Origin of the sequence: Methylobacterium symbioticum (assembly GCF_902141845.1) — a bacterium.
GTDB lineage: Bacteria > Pseudomonadota > Alphaproteobacteria > Rhizobiales > Beijerinckiaceae > Methylobacterium > Methylobacterium symbioticum.
Map to the genome: position 1 here is coordinate 17,942 of NZ_CABFPH010000045.1, position 24,340 is coordinate 42,281.

General features: G+C 71.0%; 20 protein-coding genes. 15 read left to right on the forward strand and 5 right to left on the reverse strand.

Annotated elements, in window-relative coordinates:
* Positions 1-68 precede the first annotated feature (68 nt).
* Entirely contained in the window at positions 69-1,100 is a 1,032-nt protein-coding gene (locus MET9862_RS15930) for a sensor histidine kinase (RefSeq protein WP_142583892.1), read from the forward strand.
* Positions 1,101-1,180: 80 nt separating this feature from the next.
* Here the strand turns inward: MET9862_RS15930 and MET9862_RS15935 are convergent, their stop codons facing one another.
* Positions 1,181-2,461 (reverse strand): ArgE/DapE family deacylase, encoded by a 1,281-nt coding sequence (locus MET9862_RS15935; protein ID WP_142583893.1) that lies wholly within the window; start codon positions 2,459-2,461, stop codon positions 1,181-1,183.
* A gap of 176 nt (positions 2,462-2,637) precedes the next feature.
* On the opposite strand from MET9862_RS15935, the gene MET9862_RS15940 reads away from it, so the two are divergent.
* The 5 genes from MET9862_RS15940 (at position 2,638) to gltX (ending at position 5,935) form a co-directional block, all read left to right on the forward strand.
* Positions 2,638-3,108: an SRPBCC family protein gene (locus tag MET9862_RS15940; protein WP_142583894.1), complete on the forward strand. Its 471-nt coding sequence runs from the start codon at positions 2,638-2,640 to the stop codon at positions 3,106-3,108.
* Positions 3,109-3,221: 113 nt separating this feature from the next.
* Positions 3,222-3,551: a hypothetical protein gene (locus MET9862_RS15945; RefSeq protein WP_142583895.1), complete on the forward strand. Its 330-nt coding sequence runs from the start codon at positions 3,222-3,224 to the stop codon at positions 3,549-3,551.
* 105 nt (positions 3,552-3,656) lie between these two features.
* Complete coding sequence (locus MET9862_RS15950; protein WP_142583896.1) at positions 3,657-3,839, forward strand: NepR family anti-sigma factor; 183 nt, start codon at positions 3,657-3,659, stop codon at positions 3,837-3,839.
* 448 nt (positions 3,840-4,287) lie between these two features.
* On the forward strand, positions 4,288-4,521 hold the full coding sequence (locus MET9862_RS15955) for a hypothetical protein (RefSeq protein WP_142583897.1): 234 nt from the start codon (positions 4,288-4,290) through the stop codon (positions 4,519-4,521).
* 70 nt (positions 4,522-4,591) lie between these two features.
* Positions 4,592-5,935, forward strand: coding sequence for a glutamate--tRNA ligase (gene gltX, locus MET9862_RS15960; protein ID WP_142583898.1), 1,344 nt, complete (start codon positions 4,592-4,594; stop codon positions 5,933-5,935).
* 117 nt (positions 5,936-6,052) lie between these two features.
* Here the strand turns inward: gltX and MET9862_RS15965 are convergent, their stop codons facing one another.
* A complete protein-coding gene (locus tag MET9862_RS15965; protein WP_244612740.1) occupies positions 6,053-7,018 on the reverse strand; it encodes a LysR family transcriptional regulator in 966 nt (321 codons plus the stop codon).
* Between the two features lie 109 nt (positions 7,019-7,127).
* Here MET9862_RS15965 and MET9862_RS15970 point away from each other — a divergent pair, with 109 nt between their 5' ends.
* The 9 genes from MET9862_RS15970 to MET9862_RS16010 all read left to right on the forward strand — a co-directional run bounded on the left by MET9862_RS15970 (position 7,128) and on the right by MET9862_RS16010 (position 19,726).
* On the forward strand, positions 7,128-8,003 hold the full coding sequence (locus MET9862_RS15970) for an HTD2 family dehydratase (RefSeq protein WP_142583900.1): 876 nt from the start codon (positions 7,128-7,130) through the stop codon (positions 8,001-8,003).
* The gene (locus tag MET9862_RS15975) at positions 8,000-9,190 is read left to right on the forward strand and encodes a CaiB/BaiF CoA transferase family protein (RefSeq protein ID WP_142583901.1); all 1,191 of its coding nucleotides are present in this window, start codon (positions 8,000-8,002) and stop codon (positions 9,188-9,190) included. The genes MET9862_RS15970 and MET9862_RS15975 overlap by 4 nt, the downstream gene beginning before the upstream one ends.
* 87 nt (positions 9,191-9,277) lie before the next feature.
* Entirely contained in the window at positions 9,278-10,294 is a 1,017-nt protein-coding gene (locus tag MET9862_RS15980; RefSeq protein ID WP_142583902.1) for a TRAP transporter substrate-binding protein, read from the forward strand.
* 331 nt (positions 10,295-10,625) lie between these two features.
* Positions 10,626-11,255: a TRAP transporter small permease gene (locus MET9862_RS15985; RefSeq protein ID WP_142583903.1), complete on the forward strand. Its 630-nt coding sequence runs from the start codon at positions 10,626-10,628 to the stop codon at positions 11,253-11,255.
* A complete protein-coding gene (locus tag MET9862_RS15990; RefSeq protein ID WP_142583904.1) occupies positions 11,252-12,538 on the forward strand; it encodes a TRAP transporter large permease in 1,287 nt (428 codons plus the stop codon). Before MET9862_RS15985 ends, MET9862_RS15990 begins: the two co-directional genes overlap by 4 nt.
* A gap of 216 nt (positions 12,539-12,754) precedes the next feature.
* Complete coding sequence (locus tag MET9862_RS15995; protein ID WP_185156884.1) at positions 12,755-14,596, forward strand: caspase family protein; 1,842 nt, start codon at positions 12,755-12,757, stop codon at positions 14,594-14,596.
* A gap of 145 nt (positions 14,597-14,741) precedes the next feature.
* Positions 14,742-15,401, forward strand: coding sequence for an OmpA family protein (locus MET9862_RS16000; protein WP_142583906.1), 660 nt, complete (start codon positions 14,742-14,744; stop codon positions 15,399-15,401).
* Between the two features lie 273 nt (positions 15,402-15,674).
* Positions 15,675-16,583 (forward strand): efflux RND transporter periplasmic adaptor subunit, encoded by a 909-nt coding sequence (locus tag MET9862_RS16005; RefSeq protein WP_142583907.1) that lies wholly within the window; start codon positions 15,675-15,677, stop codon positions 16,581-16,583.
* Positions 16,583-19,726, forward strand: coding sequence for an efflux RND transporter permease subunit (locus MET9862_RS16010; RefSeq protein WP_142583908.1), 3,144 nt, complete (start codon positions 16,583-16,585; stop codon positions 19,724-19,726). The genes MET9862_RS16005 and MET9862_RS16010 overlap by 1 nt, the downstream gene beginning before the upstream one ends.
* Positions 19,727-19,824: 98 nt before the next feature.
* On the opposite strand, the gene MET9862_RS16015 is transcribed toward MET9862_RS16010, so the two are convergent.
* The 3 genes from MET9862_RS16015 to MET9862_RS16025 all read right to left on the reverse strand — a co-directional run.
* Positions 19,825-21,873, reverse strand: coding sequence for a methyl-accepting chemotaxis protein (locus tag MET9862_RS16015; RefSeq protein ID WP_438616619.1), 2,049 nt, complete (start codon positions 21,871-21,873; stop codon positions 19,825-19,827).
* 259 nt (positions 21,874-22,132) lie between these two features.
* Entirely contained in the window at positions 22,133-23,041 is a 909-nt protein-coding gene (locus MET9862_RS16020; RefSeq protein WP_142583910.1) for an efflux RND transporter periplasmic adaptor subunit, read from the reverse strand.
* A 27-nt stretch (positions 23,042-23,068) separates the two neighbouring features.
* A partial coding sequence (locus MET9862_RS16025) for an AsmA family protein (protein WP_142583911.1) occupies positions 23,069-24,340 on the reverse strand: 1,272 nt, incomplete at its 5' end.

Consider the following 24,340-nt stretch of genomic DNA (forward strand, 5'->3'; position numbering starts at 1 on the left):
GGCACGTTGACCGGCGCCTGCCAAAGCGCGCATCAGCGGGACGGCAGGGCGTCCGAGTCGGGAACAGCATGGTCGCGCAGACATCATCGAGCGGGGAGGAGCGAGCGGTCTTGAGCGACAGCTTCCGCCGCTTCGCCGATTCGGTGCCGCTGATGATGTGGCGCTCCGACCCCGAGGGCGCGACCATCCATCACAACGAGTGCTGGCTCGACTTCACCGGGCGCAGCCTCGACGAGGAGCTGGCGCTCGACTGGCGGCGCGGGCTCCATCCGGACGATTTCGAGCGCCATGCCCGGGTCGTGGCCGACGCCTTCGCGGCGCGGGAGCCCTTCACCGTGGAGTTCCGGCTGCGGCGCCACGACGGCGCCTATCGCTGGCTCCTCGACACGGCCCGCCCGCTGGTGGAGGACGGGACCTTCCGCGGCTATCTCGGCTCCTGCTTCGACATCACCGACCGCAAGCATGCGGAGGAGCATATCGAGCACGCGCTCGCCGAGAAGGAGACCCTGCTCGCCGAGGTCTACCACCGGGTCCGCAACAACCTGCAGGTGATGGTGAGCCTGATCGGCCTCTACGGCCGCGCCGCGCCCGATCCCTGCCGCGGTTCCTTCGAGGCCCTCGGGCAGCGGGTCCGCGCCATCGCCCTCGTCCAGCAGCACCTGCACGAGGCGCCCCACATCGCGAGCATCGACGTCAAGGATTACCTCCACCGCCTCGCATCGGGTCTCGGCCAGCTGCGGCGGGCCGGACGGATCGGGGTGCAGGTGGGCGGCACCGGCACGGGCCTCGTCGAGCCGCGCACCGCGAACGCGCTCGGCATGATCGTGGCGGAGATCGTGGCCGAGTGCCTCGACGCCACGGCCGAATCGGTGGCCTGCACCATCGCCATCGAGATCCAGGCGGCGGCCGGCGCGCCGGTGCGCCTCTCGATCGTCTCGGGGCTGAGCGAGGCGGCCGAGGCCGGGCGGCCGAACGTTCCGAAGCTCGGGCCGCGCCTGATCGCGGCCTATGCGGCGCAGGCCGAGATCGCGGTGACCGGCACGGCGGCGCCGGACGATCCTCTCCTCCTGCACCTGCCCGAGACCCGGATGGCCGGCTGAGCGGGCCCGGCGCCCTCCTGCGCCACCCGCTCGGATTGCCTCGGCATGGTGGCGGTCGCCGCCGCCCGGGCGCCGCGGGATCAGGCCTCCGTCCCGCACCATTCCGCGACGAACAGGGCGATCGCCGTGGTGACCCGCTCCACCGAGGCGAGGCTGACGCGCTCGTCGATGCCATGGATGTCGTGGCTGATCGGGCCGTAGCAGAGGGCCGGCACGCCCTCGTAGAGCGCGTGGACCCGGGCATCGAGATAGCTCGGCGACATGAAGCTCGCGAGCGGCGCACCCGTCGCGCGGGCATGGGCCCGGCCGAGCACCGCCTCCGCCTCCGATCCCGGCTCCAGCACGTAGCCCTCCGCGAAGAACCCGTCGAAGGTCACGCGCGGCGGATTCCGGGCCAGGAACGGGTCGGTGCGCGCGAACGCGGCCACCGCCGCCTCGATCTCCGCGGCGGCGTCGGCCGCGCGCGTGCCCGGATAGAGCGCGATCCGGCAGGCGACGGAGGCCCAGGCCGGCACCGTCGAGGCCCAGTCGCCCCCCGCGATCCGCCCGACATTCAGGTTGATCGGGTGTTCGGCGTCCCGGAAATGCGGGTGCCGGTCCTTCTCGGCGTTCCAGCGCGCCTCGACCGTCCGGAGCGCGCCGACCACCCGGTGGGCCGCGTCGATGGCGTTGGCGCCCGCCCCCATCTCCCGCACATGGGCCGGGCGGCCCCGGACCGAGACCGTGAACCAGAGCACGCCGGTATTGGCGCGCACCAGCATCTCCTCCTCCGGCTCCGGGATCAGCGCGGCCTCGGCCCGGTAGCCGCGCAGATGGGCGGCCAGCGCGCCGTTGCCGGTCGATTCCTCCTCGACCACCGAGAGCAGCGTCACCTCGGCCGCCGGCCGCAGGCCGATCCGCGCCAGCGCGTCGAGGGCGAACAGGTTGGCCGCGTGACCCGCCTTCATGTCGGCGCCGCCGCGCCCGTAGAGCCAGTCGCCGTCGATGGCCGGCTCGAAGGGCGGGTGCGCCCAGAGGTCGGCGGGGCCGGGCGGCACCACGTCCACATGCGCCTGCAGGATCAGGGAGCGGCCCGCCGGCCGGCGCGGCCGGTGGAGCGCGGCGATGATCGGGGCGTCGGAATGCTCCGCGGTGATCCGCCCGGCTCCGGGATGCGCCTCGAGCGCCGCGCGGTCCATCGCGAAGCGCTCGACGGCGAGCCCGCGCTCGGCCCAGGCCCGGCCGACGAAATCCTGGATCGCGTGCTCCTGCCCGCGCAGGGACTCGAAGCGCATCAGCGCCCGGATGTGCTCGACCTGGGCGGCGAAGCCCTCCGCGACGGAGGCGGCGATGCGCGCGGCGAGATCGGGATCGAGGGGCATGGGGCGCTCGGTTGCAAGGATCGGGGCGGGCGACAGATGACACAGGTTCGCGCGCGCGGCGACGGTCGGCCATTGCCATGGGCGGGCTCGCAGCCTAGCTCCCCCGCGGCCTGCGAGCCGGAGCGGGTCGAGAACAGGCCCCGCCCACACCGACACGACGGATGGAGACCCCAGAGATGTTGCGCCTCGCCCTCCCAGCCCTCGTCCTGCTCGCCGGCACGCTGCCCGGCCAGGCCATCGAGGTGCAGAAGTCGGCCACCGTCGCGGCCGCGCCGGACAAGGTCTGGCACACGATCGGCGATTTCTGCGGCATCGCCGCCTGGCATCCGGCGGTGGAGAAATGCGTCCCATCCGACAAGGAGGGCCAGAAGATCCGCACCCTAACCCTCAAAGGCGGCGGCACCCTGGTCGAGCAACAGGTTTCCCGCGACGACAAGGTGATGAGCTACACCTACACGATCCTGGAAGGTCCTCTGCCCGTCTCCGACTACCGCTCGACGCTCGCCGTCGCGCCCGAGGGCTCCGGATCGAAGGTGAGCTGGCAGGGCAGCTTCAGTGCCAAGGGCGTGCCGGACACGGTCGCGCAGGACGTGATCCAGGGCATCTACGATTCGGGTCTCAAGGCCATCGCCGAGAAGGCCCAGTAGGACCGCGAAGGGGGCGGGCGGTGGGGCGCGTCGTCCGGCGCGGTTGACCGGCTGGGCACGCCCGGCCCACAAGCGCCGCGGTACCAAGCTGTGCCGTTTCGAGGGTCCTTGTCGTGTCGAAGCCCACGTTCCGCCTCACGCTCGTCCTGCTCGCCGCCGCCGGGCTCGGCGCCTGCCAGCAGAAGGCCGTCACCCCGCCGCCGGTGGTCGCGGCAGCCCCGTCGGCCCCCGTCGTGCTGCCCCAGGGGTCGGGCTGCGGGCCCGCCATCGCCCGGACGCAGGCGGTGGTGGAGAGCGATGTCGCGACGGGCAACCTCAACAAGCCGGTGGGTGACCGCTTCGGTGCCGATCTCGCCCACGCGTCCTCGGCCTGCGCCGCCGGCCGTGAGGGCGAGGCGCTCGGCCTGCTCGCGGCTGCGAAGAAGCGCTACGGCTATCCGTAAGACCGGTTCCCGCTTCCCGTCGCCGCGATCGGATGGAATCGCGGTGACGGAGCCTTAACCGAGTTTGCGCACGATCCCCGCCGAAGCCCGGATGGAGGATCTCCCATGGTTGAGCCGAAGCAGCCAGCCCCATCCGCCGAGCCGGCGCAGGCGGCCACGCCCCTCAGCCCGAACGTCCGGCGGCATCTTGGGCAGAACCTGCGCAGCCTTTATGCCGATGCGCTCGCCGCTCCGGTGAACCAGCGCCTGGAAGCTCTCATCGCCCAACTCGACAAGCCGAAGCGCTGACGGGATCAATCCAGCGCGACGGCGACAAGGGAGAACAGGCCCGCGAGCAACAGATTGCCGGCGAGCACGAGGGCGATCACGGTCATGGCTGGGGGAGCAGTCTCGGATGGGGCCGGAGAAGTCCGGCCGTCACGTCATAGCGCCGGATCCGGCCACAGGCGGCCCTGATTCGCGCGACCGTCCGGGCCGGTCCGGCGAATGAGCGGAGGGTGATGCAGGCCGGGCACGGTGCTCAGCGCCGGCCGCGTGGCGCAGGTGCCGATTCCGGCCCGACCCATCCTGTTGCCGAAGCTCTCCTCCTGGGGTGTCTGAGCCGATCCGGCGCAGATCTGTCGATCGTCCGGCCGCGGATCGGGCAGACTTGCTTTCGCCAAGGTTGATCCGCCATTCTGTTAAGGTTCAGTCAACCTGAATCCGGGGCGATCGTGTCCTCGGCGGGAGGGGCGATATGACCATCGCAGCAATCGGATCGATCGGCGGTGCCTTCCAGGCGGCCTCGGCTCTTCTGGGCCGGCGTGTGGAGCGTGGCGACCTGCCGGTGCTCGTGATGGACGGCGAGACGGGCGAGGATTGGCGGGCAGAGTCCTTTGGCTGCGCGCTCGACCCGGCCTTCGCGCCGGGCTCTCCGTATTTCGAGGCGGTCGCGGCGGCTTTGGGCGAGGCCGGCTACCTCGACACGTAAGGGGCGTTCGCGGCGAAGGCCGAGCGCGCGGCAGTCCCCGCCGGGCCATAAAATGCGCTAGAGGGACCGCATGGCACCTCTCGTCCGCTTCGCCCCGTCGCCGACCGGCTATCTCCATATCGGCAATGCCCGGCCGGCGCTGCTCAACGCGCTGTTTGCCCGCGCCCGCGGGGGCCGCTTGCTGCTGCGCCTCGACGATACCGATCGCGAGCGCTCGACGGCGGAATTCGCCCGCGCCGTCGAGGAGGACCTCGCTTGGCTCGGCATCGTGCCGGATCTCTTCGCCCGCCAGTCCGACCGGGCGGCGCAGCACGATGCGGCGGCCGAGCGGCTGAAGGGACAGGGCCGGCTCTACCCCTGCTACGAGACGCCGGAGGAGCTGGAGCGCCGCCGCCGCCGCCAGCTCGGCCGCGGCCTGCCGCCGATCTACGACCGGGCCGCCCTGAGCCTCACGGCCGAGCAGCGCGCTGCCTACGAGGCGGAGGGCCGCCGCCCGCACTGGCGCTTCAAGCTCGAGGCCCGCACGGTCGCCTGGGACGACCTCGTGCGCGGACCCGCTCATGTGGATTGCGCCTCGCTCTCCGATCCGGTCCTGATCCGCGCGGACGGCACCTATCTCTACACGCTGCCCTCCGTGGTGGACGACATCGACCTCGGCATCACCCATGTCATCCGCGGTGAGGATCACGTCACCAATACGGGCGTGCAGGTCCAGATCTTCGAGGCACTGGAGGCGTCCGTGCCGGTCTTCGGCCACCACAACCTGCTGACCACCGCTGACGGGGAGGGGCTGTCGAAGCGCCTGGGCCACCTCTCGCTGCGGTCCCTGCGCGAGGCGGGCTATGAGCCGGCGGCCGTGCGCTCGCTCGCCGTGCTTACCGGTTCAGCCGAGGCGGTGCGGCCGGTCGCCTCCCTCGACGAGCTGGCTTCCCTCGTTGACCTCGCCCAGATCTCGCGGGCGCCGGCCCGGTTCGATCCCCACGAACTCGACGGGCTCAATGCCCGCCTCGTCCACGCCATGCCCTACGCGGAGGTGGCTCCGCGACTCGCCGCGCTCGGGATCCCGGATTTGGCGGGCGAAGCGTTCTGGCTGGCGGTGCGGGCCAACCTCGCCACGGTCGCTGAGGCCGCTTTGTGGTGGAAGGTGGTGGCCGGCCCGGTCGCGCCGGTGATCGCCGACCCCGCCATCGCCGCCGCCGCCGCCGAGACCCTGCCGGAGGAGCCTTACGGGCCGGAGACCTGGAAGACCTGGACGGGGGCGGTCCGCGAACGGACGGGCGCCAAGGGCAAGGCCCTGTTCATGCCGCTGCGCCTCGCCCTGACCGGCCTCGACCACGGGCCGGACCTTGCCGGGCTGCTCCCGCTGATCGGCCGCGACCGGGCGGCACGCCGCCTCGCAGGCGAGACGGCATAATTCAGGTCCGGGATCCCAAAGGGATCATCCCTTTGGTGGGGTTTCGGGGCGAAGCCCTGAAGGATCCCGGGCTCCGCCCGGACCCGTGAGAGGGATGATCCCACTCGACACCCGGCTTCAGGGGGCTTCCGGCGCCAGCTCGGCGGTCCAGCGGCCGGTGCGCACGAAGTCGCGCAGCAGGTCGAGGGCAAGGCTACGAACGGCGGCCGCCGCCGTAGAGAGCGGGCGCTCGGCGGCGTGGGCGAGGTAGATCCGGCGCTGGAGGGGTGGCGTCCCGAGCGGCCAGACGCGGAATTGACCCGTCTCGGTCTCCGTCTGCACGGCCACCCGCGGCAGCACGCCGAAGCCGTGGCCCCGGGCCGTCAGTTCCTTGATCCGCGCGTAGGAATCGATCTCGACGGGCGCGGCCACCGCGACGCCCTCGGCCTCGGCGGCCTCTTCCACGAGGTCGCGCAGGCCGTGCGAGAGCCCGGGCAGGATCAGGGGCAGGGCTGCGGCCGCGGCCAGCGGCACCGGCCCATCCGGGGGCGCGCCGTCCTGGCTCGGCACCGCGAACAGGCAGAGATCTTCGGTGAGCACGTGGGCGAGCACGAAGCCCTTCGGCGACGCCGGGTTGTACAGCACCGCGAGGTCGATCGCCTCGCGGTTCAGCCAGTCCAGAATGAAGCCGCTCATCGCCTCGGCGATGCGGAGCCGGATGCCGGGGTGCCGGGCGCGCACCGCCTCGAACAGCGGCACCGACAGGATCTCGCTCACCGTGCCCGGCAGGCCGATCCGCACATCCCCGATCACGGGTCGGTCGGCGCCGCGCACGCTGTCGGGAATCTCGGCGAAACGCTCCAGGATGGCGCGGGCATGGTGAAGGAGCCGTGCACCGGCCTCCGTCGGCACGGCGCCGCGCGGGCCCCGGTGCAGGAGGGGCAGGCCGAGTTCCCCCTCCATGTGGCGGATATGCTGGCTCAGCGCCGGCTGGGCGACGCGCAGGGCCTCGGCGGCCTTCGAGAAGGACCCCTGCTCGACGATCGCGACGAAGTAACGGAGTTGGCGCAGGTCCATCGATACCGGCGGATGCTGACGGATCACGCGCGGCATAGCATCCGCTTATGGGGGCGAGAAGAAAGCTGTCTTGGGCGACGGGGAGTGCGGCTGACATAGTCGGCGCGGAATCGAGAGCCTCCCGCAGAAGAGCCCGATGGACGCCACTCCCCTCGACATCGACCATTTGCGCGGCTGGATCGGGCGCACCGAGACCGCCGAGGATGACCTTTCAGAGCAGCTGGTGCGCGGCTTCCGGGCGACGCTCGACCAGGATCCGGGCAAGCCCCGGCCGGGCGAAGCGGCGCCGCTCGCGATCCACTGGTGCCTGTCGCCGGCGATCCGCCCGATGCGCGAGCTGGGGCCGGATGGCCACCCGGCCCGCGGCGGCTTCCTGCCGCCCGTGCCGCTGCCGCGGCGGATGTGGGCGGGCGGCGAGATCCGACACGTTGATCCGCTGCGTGTCGGCGACCGCGTGCGCCGGGTCTCCCGCATCGGCGACGTGCAGGTGAAGCACGGGCGCACGGGACCCCTCTGCTTCGTCGCGGTCCACCACGATTTCGAGACGGAGCGGGGTCTCGCCCTCTCCGAGCGGCACGACATCGTCTACCGGGAGATGACGCCCGGTCGCACGGGCCAGCCGCCGGAGGCCGCCGGCGGCGTGCCCGCAGCGCAGGCGAGCCACGCAGTCGATCCGACGCCGACCCTGCTGTTCCGCTACTCGGCGCTGACCTTCAACGGCCACCGCATCCACTACGACCGCGCCTATGCCACGGAGGTCGAGGGCTATCCCGGCCTCGTGGTGCACGGGCCCCTCCAGGCGACTTGGCTGCTGCATCTCGCCGCCGGGCTGCGGGGCGGGGCGGCACCCGGCCTCTTCCGCTTCCGCGGTCTCAGCCCGGTCTTCGACGGCGCCCCGCTCACCATCGCCGGTCGCCTGACCGACGGGACCACCGGCGAGGCGTGGACGCTCACCGCCGACGGGCGCGTCGGCATGCAGGCGCAGTTCTCGGACGAGGTCCCGGACGCATGACCATGGCCGCCCGCCCCCTCGACGGCATCACCGTGCTCTCTCTGGAGCACGCCATCGCCGCCCCCTACTGCACCCGCCACCTCGCCGATCTCGGCGCCCGGGTGATCAAGATCGAGCGGCCGGGCGTCGGCGACTTCGCCCGAGCTTACGACGAGCGCGTGCGGGGCATGGCCTCGCACTTCGTCTGGACCAACCGCTCGAAGGAGAGCCTGACCCTCGACCTCAAGGCGCCGCAGGCCGCCGAGATCCTCGACCGGCTGGTCGCGAAAGCCGACGTGCTCGTCCAGAATCTCGCTCCCGGTGCCGCAGCCCGGCTCGGCCTCTCCTACGAGGCGGTCTCGGCCAAGAACGCGGGCATCGTGGTCTGCGATATTTCCGGCTACGGCGACGACGGCCCGTATCGCGAGAAGAAGGCCTACGACCTCCTGATCCAGGCCGAGGGCGGTTTCCTCTCGGTCACCGGCAGCGCGGAGGAATCCGCCAAGGCCGGCTGCTCCATCGCCGACATCGCCGCCGGCATGTACGCGCTCAACAGCGTCATGGCCGGTCTGATCCAGCGCGGGCGCACCGGCAAGGGCGCCCGTTACGAGGTCTCGATGCTCGAATGCATGGTCGAGTGGATGGGGTATCCGCTCTACTATGCGTTCGAGGGGGCGGCCCCGCCGCCGCGGGCCGGCGCCGCCCACGCCACCATCTATCCCTACGGTCCCTTCCCCACGGGCGACGGGCGCACCGTCATGCTCGGTCTCCAGAACGAGCGCGAATGGGCGCTGTTCTGCGAGCGCGTCCTCGAGCAGCCGGACCTGACGGCCGATCCGCGCTTCGCCTCGAACGCGAAGCGCAGCGCGGCGCGCGAGGAACTCGCCGCGATCATCGCGCAGGCTTTCTCCAGCCAGTCCCGCGAGGCGGTGATGGCCCGCCTTGACGCGGCGGGGATCGCCAATGCCGGCGTCAACGCCATGGCGGACATCTGGGCCCACCCGCAGCTCCAGGCCCGCGGACGCTTCGCCGAGATGGGCTCGCCGGTGGGCCTCGTGCCGACCCTGCTGCCACCGGGCCGCACCGACGCCTACGCGCCCCGCCTCGATCCGGTGCCGGATCTTGGAGAGCACACCGACGCCATCCTGACCGAGCTGGGTTACGGCCCAGGCGAGATCGAAACGCTCCGGGTGGAAAAGGTGGTCTGACCACGTTGCGGCGGATGCCAGGGTCGCGCTAAGTCTCGGAAAACGCAGAACACTGCGACGTCAAATCAAGATTTCGGGAGGAATTGGATGAGTCTGCGCACGCATCTCGGCCGGGTACTCGTCGGCCTGACCCTGGCATTCGGTATCGGCGGCGCGCAGGCGCAGAGCCCGATCGTCATCAAGTTCAGCCACGTCACGGCGAGCGATACGCCGAAGGGCCGCGCCGCCGACAAGTTCAAGGAGCTTGTCGAGAAGAAGACCGGCGGCAAGGTCAAGATCGAGGTCTATCCGAACTCGACCCTCTACAAGGACAAGGAGGAGCTGGAGGCGCTCCAGCTCGGCTCCGTGCAGATGCTCGCGCCCTCGCTCGCCAAGTTCGGACCGCTCGGCGTCAAGGAGTTCGAGGTCTTCGATCTGCCCTACATCCTGCCCGACCGCGAGGCCCTGCGGAAGGTCGTGGACGGTCCGATGGGAGCGAGCCTCCTGAAGAAGCTGGAGCCCAAGGGCTTCATCGGCCTCGCCTACTGGGACAACGGCTTCAAGCAGATGACGGCCAACAGGCCGCTGCTCCTGCCGGCCGACTTCCGCGGCCAGAAGATGCGCATCCAGTCCTCGAAGGTGCTCGAGGCGCAGTTCCGCGCGCTCGGCGCCATCCCGCAGGTGATGGCCTTCTCGGAGGTCTATCAGGCCCTGCAGACCGGCGTCGTGGACGGCACCGAGAACACCGCCTCGAACATCTACACCCAGAAGATGCACGAGGTGCAGAAGCACCTGACGATGTCGAACCACGGCTACATCGGCTACGCCGTGATCGTGAACAAGAGCTTCTGGGAGGGCCTGCCGGCGGATGTGCGCGGGCAGCTCGACGAGGCGATGAAGGAGGCGAGCGTCTACGCCAACGAGGTCGCCCAGAAGGACAACGACGACGCGCTCGAGGCCATCCGCAAGGCCGGCAAGACCGAGATCCACAATCCGACGCCCGAGCAGGTCGCCGCCTGGAAGAAGGCTCTGGTCTCGGTCCACAAGGACATGGCCTCGCGGATCGGCAAGGAGGTCATCCAGAACTTCTACGAGGCGACCGGCTTCGACCCGAACAAGTCGTAAGCGCGGAACAACCCTCCCCTCTCTGCGGGGGGGGAGGGTGCCTCGCGGATGCGAGGCGGGAGAGGGGGGCGACGCTGCATGTGAGCGCGCCTCGTGCCGCCGCTCCGCCTCTTTCGTACGGCCGGGTTCTCCCCTCTCCCGACCCGCTTCGCGGGCCACCCTCCCCCATCCCAGGTCGGGCCTGCCCGACTTGGGCAGAGAAGAGCGGACCTCGGGCAAACCCGAGGTCCGTGGGGGAGGGGAAGCCCGGCAAGGCACACGCCTATCCCATGAAGCCTGCCGGGGACGGGGAACCCCGGTCCGGCCCCATGCCTCCTCCCCGGAGCCTGCCATGCTCTTACGAATCCTCGACCGGCTCGAGGAGGTGCTGATCGCGACCCTGATGGGTGCCGCGACATTGCTGATCTTCGTCGCCGTCCTTCACCGCTACTTCGCCACCGTCGACATCCCGGTGCTGCAGGACTTCCTGCTGTCGCTGAATCTCGGCTGGGCGCAGGAGCTCTGCATCTACATGTTCGTCTGGATGGCGAAGTTCGGCGCCGCCTACGGCGTACGCACCGGCATCCATGTCGGCGTCGATGTGCTGATCAACCGGCTCGATGGCCCCAAGCGCAAGCTCTTCGTGGAGTTCGGCCTGCTCGCGGGCGCGCTCTTCACCGCGGTGGTCGGCACGCTCGGCGCGATCTTCGTCTGGAAGATCGCCCATTCCGACCAGACCTCGCCCGATCTCGAAGTGCCGATGTGGCTCGTCTACCTCGCGGTGCCGGCGGGCTCCTACCTGATGTGCTTCCGCTTCCTCCAGGTCGCGGTCACGTTCTGGCGCACGGGCGAGCTGCCCCGCCACGACCACGGCGCCGTCGAAGGCATCGAGACGCCCTCCGACGTCACCCACTTCGTCCCCGAGGACAATCTGCATCCGAAGCCCGTCGGACCGGGCACGCACCGGGGAGAACGGGCATGAACGCGGCCATCATCTTCGGGCTGCTCTTCGCCCTCATGCTCACCGGCATGCCGATCTCGATCTCGCTCGGCCTGACGGTGCTCACCTTCCTGTTCACGCTCACCACCGTGCCGATCGAGGCGGTGGCGCTGAAGCTGTTCACCGGCATCGAGAAGTTCGAGATCATGGCGATCCCGTTCTTCATCCTGGCCGGCAACTTCCTGACCCATGGTGGCGTGGCGCGGCGGATGATCAACTTCGCCACCGCGATGGTCGGCCATTTCTACGGCGGCCTGGGCCTTGCCGGCGTCTTCGCCTGCGCACTCTTCGCGGCCGTGTCCGGCTCCTCGCCCGCGACCGTGGTCGCGATCGGCTCGATCCTGATGCCGGCGATGGTGCGGCAGGGCTTCCCGAACCGCTTCGGGGCCGGCGTCATCACCACCTCGGGCGCGCTCGGAATCCTGATCCCGCCCTCCATCGTGATGGTGCTCTACGCGGTCTCGACCAACACCTCGGTCGGCGCCCTGTTCATGGCCGGCGTGATCCCGGGCCTCCTGCTCGCCTTCCTGCTCGGCGTGACGACCTGGTACCGAGCGCGCAAGTTCGGCTATCCGCGCCTGCCGAAGGCGAGCTGGACCGAGCGCTTCGTCACCTTCCGCAAGAGCTTCTGGGGCCTGCTGCTGATCCTCGTCGTGATCGGCGGCATCTACTCGGGCTTCTTCACGCCGACCGAGGCGGCCGCGGTCGCCGCCGTCTACGCCTTCTTCGTCGCCGTGTTCGTCTATCGCGACATGCCGCTCTCGAAGGTGCCGAAGGTGCTGCTCGACTCGGCCAACATGTCGGCGATGCTGCTCTACATCATCACCAACGCGGCCCTGTTCTCGTTCCTGATGACCTCGGAGCAGATCCCGCAGACCATGGCCGACTGGATGATCGGCACCGGCATGGGGCCGATCGCCTTCCTGCTCGTGGTCAACGTGCTGCTGCTGCTCGCCGGCAACGTGATGGAGCCATCCTCGATCGTGCTGATCATGGCCCCGATCCTGTTCCCGATCGCCATGAAGCTCGGCATCGACCCGATCCATTTCGGCATCCTGATCGTCGTCAACATGGAGGTCGGCCTCTGCCACCCGCCGGTGGGTCTCAACCTCTACGTGGCGAGCGGCATCGCGAAGATGGGCATCACGGAGCTGACCGTCGCGGTCTGGCCCTGGCTGCTGACCATGCTGGGCTTCCTCATGCTGGTGACCTACTGGCCGGCGCTGTCCCTGTTCCTGCCGCGCTATCTCGGCCTGATGCAGTAACGACCTGCGCGGCCGGCCTTCCGGAGCCTCGGCGCCAAGGCCGGCCGCGGACCCGAATCCTGCCGATCCCCGTGCGGGCTCGGCGAGGACTGGTTTCAGATGTGGGCAAGGGGGTCGTCACGACTGACCCTCTGCCGTCCGATACCCCGGCACTATTGCCGCGCCCGGGATTCCAGGGCATCACCGGGCGGCAAAACGACATCGTTCGAGCGCCGCATGCCGTCCGTTCGTATCCTGGCGTCCGCGTTCCTTCTGATGCTGGCGGCGCTTCTTTCTTCCGCCCCGCAGGCTGCGGCAAACGGCCGGGCCGCCCTGCTCATCGCCAACGCCGCCTATCCGGACAGCGAGGCCGTGCTGCCGACGCCGATCGCGGATGCGCGCGCCCTCGGCGAGGCGCTGAAGGCCAAGGGATTCCGCGTCGAGACGGTGGAGAATGCCTCGAAGGAAGCGCTCCAGGCAGCGATCGACCGCTTCCAGCGCGGCCTCGAGCCGGACGGCATCGCCTTCGTCTTCTTCAGCGGCTACGGGATCCAGGTCGCGCGCAAGAACTACCTGATCCCCGTCGATGCCCGGATCTGGAGCGAGGCGGATGTGGTTCGGGACGGGCTCAGCCTGGACGGCCTGCTCGAGGGGCTCAGTCGCAGCCGCGCGGGCATCCGCGCCGTCGTTCTCGACGCCTCGCGCCGCAACCCGTTCGAGCGCCGCTTCCGCAGCTTCTCGCAGGGTCTGGCCGCGATTCCGGCTACGCCCGGCTCGCTGATCCTGTCGTCCACGGCGCCCGGCGGCGTCGTCAACGAGGGTGGCGCGACGCGCAGCCCCTTCGTCGGCGAACTGGTGCAGCAGATCGGCGTGCTCGACCAGACCGCGGACCGTGCCTTCGCGGCCACCGCCGAGGCCATCGCCCGGCGGGTGCGGGGGCAGAGCCCGGCCCTCACCGTCAATCTCGAAGAGACCTTCTCCTTCGATCCGGAGCAGCCCCGCACCCTTGTCCGCCGCAAGCCCGACGAGGCCGCGGACAAGGCGGCCAAGGAACAGGAGGCCCGGGATCAGGCCGCGAGCGAAGCCGCCCGCAGCCGCGAGCAGGCGGCCAGGGAGCAGACGGCTAGAGAGCAGGCCGCCCGGGATCAGGCTGCGCGGGATCAAGCCATCCGGGAGCAGGCCGCTCGGGATCAGGCGGTGCGTGACCAAGCTGCACGAGATCAGGCTGCGCGGGATCAAGCCGCGCGGGAGCAGGCGAATCGCGACAGGCTCGCCCGCGAACAGGGGCAGCGCGCCGCCGAGCGCGCCTTCGAATCCGCCCGCGCCCAGGGGACGAAGGGCGCCTACCAGGATTTTCTCGCCACCTACCCGGCAGGCCCCCTCGCGGAGAGGGCCCGGGCCGAGGTCGCGCGGATCGAGGGTGAGGACCGGCAGGCGGCTGCCGATTACGAGCGCGCCGAGGCCGTCGGCACACAGGCCGCCTACCAGGATTTCCTCGACAAGCACCCCTCCGGCCCCCAGGCCGAGCGGGCGCGCAACGCGCTCGACCGGATCGCCCGCACCGCCGAGCGGCGCCGGGACGAGGAGCGCCAGCGCCTCGCCTCTCTCGACCAGCGCATCGCCAGCAACCCGCGCGACGACGCCGCCTATTACGAGCGCGGTCAGTTCCACGCCCAGCGCGGCGACGCGGCGGCGGCGATCCGCGACTTCGATCAGACGATCCGCCTCAATCCCGCGAGCCCCGAGGCGTTCAACAATCGCTGCTGGATGCGCGCGCTCTCGAACGACCTTCAGCGGGCCATGGCCGACTGCAACCAAGCCCTGAAGCTCCGCCCGGGCTTCGTCGATGCCCTCGACAGCCGCGGTCTCGTGAACCTCAAATCGGGGGCGCTGCGGGCCGCGGTCGCCGATTACGACGTCATCCTGCGCGGCGAAGGGCAACACGCCTCGGCCCTCTACGGACGCGGCGTCGCGCGGCTGCGTCTCGGCGAGCGGGCCCTCGCCGAGAAGGACATGGCCGGCGCTCTTGAGCTGAATCCGCAGATCGACAAGGAATTCGCCGGCTACGGCATCCGGTGAGATCAGTGCCGGGCCGCGGGCAGGTGTGTCGGCTCGCACACAGGTGGACCATGAACTCTGTCATGCCATGTTGAACGGCGGAGGGCGCCGTGACACAACCCGATCAGCGGTAGAGAAGGACCGCCTGAGCGACTTGGAGGGTCCAATGTTCGGTTCTTCGAGGAGTGGTACTCATCTGTTCGTCGGGGCAGTGCTGGCTGTCCTGGCCTCGGCGCCGGCCTCGGCCGAGGATGTCAGCGAGGCGCAGATCCTCAAAGCGCTGTCGCCGAATGCCGTCGAGCCGCCACGCACCCGCGGCCTCTCGATCGGCGCGCCGGCCCCGGCCGTGGCCCCCGTCATCGCCGCCTCCCCCGACGCGGCCTTCGTGGACGGCCTGCGCAACAAGCCGAGCCGCTCGCTCTCGACGGGCGAGCGCGAGAAGCTCGGCAGCCTCGCGGCGACCAAGCCGCAGATCGATCTGCCGATGGAGTTCGACTACAATTCCGACGTGCTCCGTGGAGAGGCCCTCAAGAACGCCGACAATCTCGGCAAGGCGCTGTCGAGCGCCGGCATGCGGGGCCAGACCTTCATGATCGCCGGGCACACCGATGCCAGGGGCGGCGACGCCGCCAACCAGCGGCTCTCCGAGCGGCGCGCCGACGCGGTCAAGAGCTTCCTCGTCCAGAAATACGGCATCCCGGCCGCGAACCTGATCACGGTCGGCTACGGCAAAGCCCATCTCAAGGTCCCGGCCGATCCCGCCTCCCGCGAGAACCGTCGGGTGCAGGCGGTGAACATGATGCAGGTGCAGACCGCGGGGCGCTGAGCGCCCGTCCAGACGGGGATCGAGAGGCGTGACGCGATCCGACGTGATCGGGCACGGCTCTCGAGCCCGCCAAGCCGGCGCCTGGGGGGCGGGTGTCGGCCCGCCAGTCATAGACCCGACCCCGGGCCCGTGCACGCCATGTCCGAGCAACCGTCCGTCGCGCTGCGCCTCGCCCGAGGGGAGGGCGCTCCGCCGTCCGGGCGCCGCTGCCGGGCCTGGGCGGAGGGCCGGCTTCCCCTTCTCGCCGCGGCGCTCCCCTTGGCTGTGCTCCTCTTGTCCGCGCTTCTCCTGGCCGGGCCGGCCGCGGCCCAGAGCACGCCGGAGGGGACCAAGGTGCTCGGCGTGCGCGCCGGCAATGCCTGCCTGAAGGAGCAGGTCCGCATCACCGGCTTCGCCCTGGCGCGCGAGGAGAGCGGCGCCAGCATCCCCTTCGACGGCTACCGCGTCACCGAGATCCTGGTGGCGGAGGGGGACACGGTGACCGCGGGCCAGGAGATCCTGCGCGCCGTGCGCCAGCCGGACGGCGGCGCACAGCGCCCGCAGACGCCGGAGACCGTCTCCCTGCGCGCGCCGATCGCCGGCCGGGTGACCCGGATCGGCCTGCGCCTCGGCCAAGTGACCGGCGCCGCGGCCGGGCTCGGAGCGCCGGCCGCCCCGGCCGCGCCCGCGGGCCTGCCCGATCCGCAGGTGCGGGTCATGGCCGATGCCGGCACCGAGTTGCTGGTCGACGTGCCGAGCCCCTACGCCGCCAAGATCCGCACCGGCACCGCCGCGCGCATCGTTCCGGACGAGGGCGCGGAGATCCGCGGCAGCGTGCGGGTGCCGGTGAGCGAGGTGGATCCGCGGACTCAGCTCGGCCGCGCCCGCATCAGCCTCGACCCGCCGACGGCGCTCAGGCCCGGCCAGTTCGCCAGCGCCGTCCTTGAGACCGCCCGCGATTGCGGCGTGGCCGTGCCCCGCGCCGCCGTCAGCTACCAGAACGGGGTGCCCACCGTGCAGGTGCTCAACGGCAGCCGGGTGGAGACCCGCAGCGTCCGCATCGGCCTCTCCGACGAGAGCAACGTGCAGATCCGCGAGGGCCTGAGCGACGGCGAGCCCGTGGTGGCCAATGCCGGCACTGCCCTGCGACCCGGCGATCGGGTCACCCCCGTCATCACCGGCCAGGTCGGAGCCTCGCGCTGATGTCCGTCAACATCTCCGCCCTGGCGATCAAGCGGCCGCTGCCCTCGGTGGTGGCCTCGATCATTCTGCTGGCGCTGGGCTGGGTCAGCTTCATGAAGCTGCCGGTCACCCGCCTGCCGGCCGCCGACATCCCGCTGATCTCCGTCGTCGTCTCGCAGTTCGGGGCGGCGCCCGCCGAGATCGAGGCCCAGGTGACGAAGACGATCGAGGACGGCGTCTCGGGCGTGGAGGGCGTGCGCCACATCGCCTCCTCGGTCACCGACGGCCTGTCCGTGACCACCATCGCCTTCCGCCTGGAGAGCAACACCGACCGGGCGCTGAACGACGTCAAGGATGCGGTCACCCGCGTGCGGTCGAACCTGCCGCAGGGCGTGCAGGAGCCGCTGATCCAACGCGTCGACGTGGTCGGGCTGCCGATCGTCACCTACGCGGCGACGGCGCCGAACAAGAGCCCGGAGCAGATCTCCTGGTTCATGGAGAACACCGTCAAGCGCTCGCTGCAGGACGTGAAGGGCGTGGCCGAGGCCGAGGTGATCGGGGGCGCCGCCCGCGAGATCCTGGTCTCTCTCGATCCCGACCGCCTCCAGGCCTTCGGCCTCAGCGCCGTCGACGTGAGCCGGCGGCTCTACGGCACCAACATCACGGTGACGGGCGGGCGCGCCGAGATCGGCGGCCGCGACCAGGCGATCCGGACGCTGGCCTCGGCCAGGACCCTGGAGGACCTGGCCGGCACCATGATCACCCTGCCGACCGGGGGACAGGTGCGGCTGGAGGATCTCGGCCGGGTCACCGACACGGTGGCCGACCGGCGCACCTTCGCCCGCCTCAATGGCGAGCCGGTGGTGGCGATCGGCATCAAGCGCGCGCAGGGGGCGAGCGACGTGGTCGTCGCCAAGGCCGTCGAGACGCGCGTCGCGCAGATCCGCGCCGAGAACCCGGATTACGATCTCAAGCTGATCGACACCTCGGTCGATTTCACCCGCGGCAACTACGACGCGGCGATCTCGACCCTGTTCGAGGGCGCCTTCCTCGCGGTCGTCATCGTGTTCCTGTTCCTGCGGGACCTGCGCGCCACGGTGATCGTCGCGGTCTCGCTGCCCCTGTCGATCTTCCCCGCCTTCTGGGCGATGGACCTGCTCGGCTTCTCGCTGAACCTCGTCAGCTTCCTCGCCATCACGCTCTCGACCGGCATCCTCGTGGACGATTCGATCGTCGAGATCGAGAACATCGTCCGCCACATGCGCATGGGCAAGTCGCCGGTCCAGGCGGCCATGGAGGCGGCCGACGAGATCGGCCTCGCGGTGATCGCGATCTCGCTCACCATCATCGCGATCTTCGCGCCCGCGAGCTTCATGTCCGGCATCGCCGGGCAGTTCTTCAAGCAGTTCGGCATCACGGTCGCGGTGCAGGTGTTCTTCTCCCTGCTCGCCGCCCGCTTCGTGACGCCGATGCTCGCGGCCTACATCATGAAGCCGCACCACAAGCCCGAGAAGCCGCCGGGTCCGGTTCTGCGCGCCTATACCCGCCTCGTCACGCTCTCGGTGCGCTACTATCCCCTCACCGTCCTCATCGGCCTCCTGACCTTCGCCGGCTCGATCGCCTCCATCGGGCTGCTCTCGAAGGGCTTCCTGCCCGCGCAGGATTCCGCGCGCTCGGTGATGGCGCTGGAGCTGCCGCCGGGCTCGCAGCTCGCCGAGACCGAGAAGGTGAGCGAGGACATCGCCCGGGTGATCCGCGAGCTGCCGCAGGTGACGAGCGTGTTCGTGGATGGCGGGCGCGTGCCGAAGGAGCCCATCGAGGCGCGCCGGGCCTCGTTCATCATCAACTACACGGCCAAGAAGGACCGCTCGATCACCCAGCGCGAACTGGAGCGCGAGATCGGCAGCCGCCTGCGGGCCGTGCCCGATATCCGCTTCTACTTCGTGGACGAGAACGGCCTGCGGGCGATCTCGCTGGTGGTGCGCGGCACCGATCCGCGCACGGTCGCCAACGTCGCCAACGAGCTCGCGGGCCAGATGCGGCGCCTGCCGACGGTCGCCAACGTGATCTCCGGCACGACCCTCGACCGGCCGGAACTCAGGATCCGCCCGCATCTCGACCTCGCCGCGCGCCTCGGCGTCTCGCCGACGCTGCTCGCCGAGACGATCCGCGTCGCCACGATCGGCGATGTCGGCCCGGCGCTGGCCAAGTTCGACGCGGGCGACCGGCTCGTGCCGATCCGGGTGCAGCTCGACGACACGGCCCGGGTCAACCAGTCGGTGCTGGAGCAGGTCCGCGTGCCCAAGGGCGGGGGCGGCTCGATCCCGCTCTCGGCGATCGCCGCACTCGACTTCCAGCAGGGCCCGACCAACATCACCCGCTACGACCGCCAGCGGCAGGCCACGGTCGCCTGCGACCTCGTGGGCAATGCGGCGCTCGGCGACGTGCTCAAGGCGATCGACGATCTGCCGGTGATGAAGTCGTTGCCCAAGGGCGTCACCGTCGACCAGGGCGGCGATGCCGAGAGCCTGAACGAGCTGGCCGACGGCTTCGCCCACGCCATGAGCGCCGGCCTGATGATGGTCTATGCGGTGCTGGTGCTGCTGTTCGGCTCCTTCCTCCTGCCGATCACCATCCTGTTCTCGCTGCCGCTCTCGCTCGGCGGGGCGGTGATCGCCCTGATGGTCACCGGCAAGCAGCTCACCACGCCGGTCTGGATCGGCATCCTGATGCTGATGGGCATCGTCACCAAGAACGCGATCATGCTGGTCGATTTCGCCGTCGAGTCGATGCGCCACGGCATGGCCCGGGACGCGGCGATCATCGATGCCGGCCAGAAGCGGGCGCGGCCGATCGTGATGACGACCATCGCCATGGTGGCGGGCATGCTGCCCTCGGCGCTGGCCTTCGGCATCGGCGGCGAGTTCCGCTCGCCGATGGCGCTCGCGGTGATCGGCGGCCTGATCTTCTCGACGCTGCTCTCCCTCGTCTTCGTGCCGGCGGTCTTCGTCACGGTTTCGGAGATCAGCGACCGGAGCTTGCGCCTGCTGCGCCGGCTCGGCTCCCTCGGCCGGCGCAAGGCCGCGGCGGAGAAGCCGCAGGACGTGCCGCCTGGCGGTGGCGCCGTCGCCCCGGGCCTTGGGCCGGCAAGCCCGCCGGCCTGAATTCCGAGGATCCCAAAGGGGTCACCCCTTTGGCGGGGTGCCGGGGCAGCGCCCCGGCCTCTTCCAGGAAGGCTGAGCGTTCCCGACACCCGAGAGGATCAGGCCGCGCGGACCGTCGCCAGGAAGCGCGCGACCTCGGTCGAGAGATGGTCCGACTGGCGCGACAGGTCCGAGGCGGAGGCAAGCATCTCGTTCGCCGCCGTGCCCGTCACGGTCGCGGCATCGGCGACGCCCGCGATGTTGCGCGTCACCTCGCCCGCGCCGGTGGCGGCCTGGGCGACGTTGCGGACGATCTCGCTGGTGGCCGCGCCCTGCTCCTCGACTGCCGCCGCGACCGAGGCCGACACGCCGCTGATCTCCTGGATACGCGCGCTGATGCTCTCGATGGCGCGGACCGCCTGATCGGTCGCGCCCTGGATCTGGCTGATCTGGGCGGCGATCTCTTCGGTGGCCTTGGCGGTCTGGTTGGCGAGTTCCTTCACCTCGGCCGCCACCACCGCGAAGCCGCGGCCCGCCTCGCCGGCGCGCGCCGCCTCGATGGTGGCGTTGAGCGCCAGCAGGTTGGTCTGGCTCGCGATCTGCGAGACCGTGCCGACCATGTCGCCGATGCGGGCGGAGGTCTCGCTCAGGGCCTGGACGTGCTGAGCGGTCTCGCGAGCCTCCGCCACGGCGGTCCGGGCGAAATCCGCCGAGCTGGTGACCTGCCGGCCGATCTCCTGCACCGAGGCGCCGAGTTCCTCGGCCGCCGCGGCGACGGTGGCTACGTTGCCGGCCGCCTGCTCGGCCGCCGCCGCGACGGTGACCGACTGCTCGGCGGTGGCGGCGGCGCTGGTCGACAGGGTTTGGGCGGTGGTCTGGAGGCGTGTGGCCGAGTCCGAGACTTGGCCGACGATGCCGCTCACCGCCCGCTCGAAGCGGTCGGCCATCTGGTGCATGCCGGTTCTGCGCTGTTCCTCGGCCGAGGCGCGGGCGAGCGCTGTCTCCTCCTCCAGCGCGCGCGCCCGGATCAGGTTGGCGCGGAACACCTCGACGGCAGCGGCCATCGCGCCGATCTCATCCCGGCGACTGCGCTGCCCGAGTTCCACGGTGACGTCCCCGTCGGCGAGCCGCCGCATCGCCGCCGTCATCGCCGTGAGCGGGCCGGTGACGCCGCGGATCACCCAGGCGGTGCCGCCGCCGGCGAGCACCAGGGCCAGACAGAGCAGGGCGGCCTGGAGGGCGAGGTCCCGCCTCGCCTCCGCCGCGGTCGCGGCGGCGACGGCATCGAGGCGGTCGACGGCGGCGTAGGTCACCGCGGCGATCGAGTTGAGGGCGGGCGTCGAGCGGTTGCGGGCTTCCGCGAGCGCCGGGCGCGGCCGTGCCCGGTCCGCGAGAGCCGCCAGTGTCTGGCGGACCTCCGTGTCGAAGGGGCCCGCGAAGTAGCCGGCCTGCGCCGCCTCGATCGCGGTCCGGACCTCGCCGGCCTCCCGGATCGTCTCAGCGAGGCCACGCGTGACGCCGAAGGCGAAATCCACCAAGCGCCGCTCGGCGGCGAACGCCATCTGCTCCGTTGGGGTGATCAGGCGGTTCTCCGACAGGACGTCGTGGACGATCCTGCTGGCATCGCCCGCGAAGCTGCGTGCCGCCCAGCTCATCGCCCGCATCTGGATCGCGTCGGACAGCGAGGGATCCGCGTCGCGGATCCAGGTCTCGGTGGCGGTCATGGCCGCCTCGATCGCCGCGATCAGCGCCGAGCCCTGGTTGGAGACCTGGCCGTGCAAGGCCGGATCGCGCGCCGGCAGCGACCTGGCGAGCGCCGCGTCGGCCAAGTCGCGGGTGCGCCGCCAGTCCTCGTATTGTGTCTGTAGGGTCGTGAGGGCGCTCCGCATCGCCGGCACCCCACCGTCGGGGAAGGTGGCGAGGACCTGCGGCAGGCCGCCGTCGATGGCCGCGCGCCGTGCTGCAATGTCGGCGAGGTTGGGCCCGAGCTGCTCGCTCTCAAGGCGCAGGGCCGAGAGCGTCGCGCCGCGCTCGAAGCGCAGCTCCGAGACACCGCGCAGGAAGTGACGGTCCGCATTCGCGAGCGCGGCGACGAGCGTCGACTGCCGCCAACGCCCCCAGGCTTCGTAGACCTGCCGGCCGGCCTCGCCGATCACGGCGAGGCTCAACACAGAGATAATTGCGATGAGACGCAGTTTGACGGTCAAAAGGCCCTCCAAGATATCGCCGCCGGTCCCGTTGGAAGCGGGCCCGCAATCCGTGCGGATTACGGCGAAAGAGGGATCCTGCGCGGTTAAATAAAAGTAAAATCTGCTAAACATGCATCTTTGATGTCGATATAATTCGAAAAAATGTACTGAACTCTCGCGAATGCTTGACGTTCTACGGTTGCCTGATACCGAAAGCGCAACTCTGGCTGAAATCGGGTCAGGGGCGGCTCGCCGGCTCCGCCACGATCGGCTGGACGAGATCGCCCTCGCGCAGGAAGGCGCCGGCGCGGATTACCACGAGATCCTGGTCCGAGAGACCCGAGAGAATCTCCGCGTCGTCGCCCGCCAGCAGCCCCACCGTGACCTGCCGCGTCTCGACGCGGGTGCCGTCGACCACCTGCACGATGGTCCCGTCCGCTTCGTACTGCACCGCCGAGTAGGGCACCCCGATGCCGCAGCGCTCGCCTACGGTCACGATCCCGCGTGCGAAGGTGCCGACCCGGGCGTCCTGAGTGCCCCGCAGCGCGATCCGCACGCGGCCGGTCTGCGAGGCCGGATCGGCTGCGGCCTCGACGCGCCGGACCTTTCCGGCGATCTCGGGAAGCCCGAGGGGGCGCACCGCCACCGCCTGACCGGCGGCGATCCGTCCGAGATCGGACAGCGTCACCTCGGCCGACAGTTCGATGTCGCCGCCCGCCACGATCTGGAACAGGGGCCCCAGTCGCGGCGAGGCGGGCTGGCCGATCATCGCCTGACTGCGCAGCACGGTCCCGCCGACCGGCGCCCGCAGGGGCGTTCCGGACCCGTCCGTGGGGCCCTCCATCGGCGCCAGCCGGGCCAGGATCTGCCCCGTGGTGACGGTGTCGAGCGGATTCACCAGAACCTGCGCGACCTTCATCCCCTCGCGGTCAGCGCTGAGATCGACCTGCTCGCGGGGGGCGAGCGTTCCGGTCACCTCCACCCGGTCGGGAAAGCAGCGCGAAGCGGCGGGGCGCACGCTCACCGAGACCGCGGCGCGGGGGGCTTCGTCCGCCGCCCGTGCCGGCGCGGCGGGGCCGAGCGCGAGGCCTGGAAGAAGCGCGAGGCTCCGCAGCAGGGCGTGGGACCGGAGAGCGGGGCTAGGCATCGCCGAAGGGACTCGTCGCGTGAGAGGTCAGGGCCGGCGCCGCGGCGCGCGGTCCGAGGGAAGGCGCTCCGCCGGCCCGCTGTCCGGGCGCGGTATCAGCGCGTCGAGGAAGTCGCCGATGGCCGCGCCGAGATCGGTGTCCGGGTCGTTGCCGAGCAGGCTGTTGCCGAGACTCTGCAGGCCCTGGAGCGTCCCGCCCGGATCCTGCGTCAGGCCCGCGAGATCGGCGGAGATCGCTGGGCTGGTCCAGGGGCCTGAGATCCGGATCGGCACGTTGAGGCGCCCGCCGCCCGCGACCTTCAGGGGTTTGAGGCGCAGGTCGATCGTCCGCGCGACGAGATCGAGGCGCCCGCTCCCCTGCGCCTCCAGGAGGCCGGTCCGGATCTGAAGGTCGTCGGTGGTCGCCCCACCCTCCGCCAGCGCGAAGCGCGCCCCGAGGCGGTCGAGGCGGGCGGCGAGCCCTCCGGGCGCAGCGGTGAAACCCGCGGCGCGGGCGAGGTCGAGCCCGTCGATCCGCCCGTCCGTGACCGAGATCTCGGCCTGTCCGCGAGCGCTGCGCAGGAGCGCCGGGATCGATCCGCCCAGGGCCTGCGCGTCGAGGCGCCCGGTGCCGGTGCCGTCGAGGCTCGACACGTTGCCGATGTCCTGCAGCAGCGGCTGCACCCGCACCGCGTTGAGCGACAGGCCGATCTGGTGGCGGCCCTGGCCGCCCTCCGGCTCCACCACGTAGCGTCCCCGCGCGGAGCCGCCGTAGAGGGCGGTGGCCTCGATGGCGGCATCGAGCCGCCCGGACCGCACCCGCGCGGTCAGGCCGAGCGCGCCGGCTCGCACCGGACCCAGGGCGAGGCGCGCCACGGCGACGGTGGCCTCCGCCTCGTAGCCGGAAAACCAGCTCGGATGCGGTACGAGATCGGCCCGCACCGGCACGGTGATGCCCGCCACCGGATCGACGCGCAGCGCGGCGCTCTCGTCGGCGAGGGCGAGCGCCTCGAGGCGCAGGTCGAGCCTCAGACGCGGCTTCGCCCCCGGGCTTCCGCCCTCCAGGGCGAGGCTGCCCGCGAAGGGCGCGAGGCCGAGGGTGCCGGAGATCGCGTCGAGGCGGAGGGTCGACCCATCGAGCCGGGCCGTCGCACTCGCCGTGACCCGCGGTCCCTGGTTGGGCGCCAGCGTCAGACGCACCGGCCGCGCCGACCCGGGGGCGCCGGCCTCGATCTCCGCCAGCGCGCCGCGTTCCGGCACGTCCAGGCGGATCGCCGGGCCGCGAGCGCCCGGTCCCGGCGCGAGGTCGAGGGTGAGGTC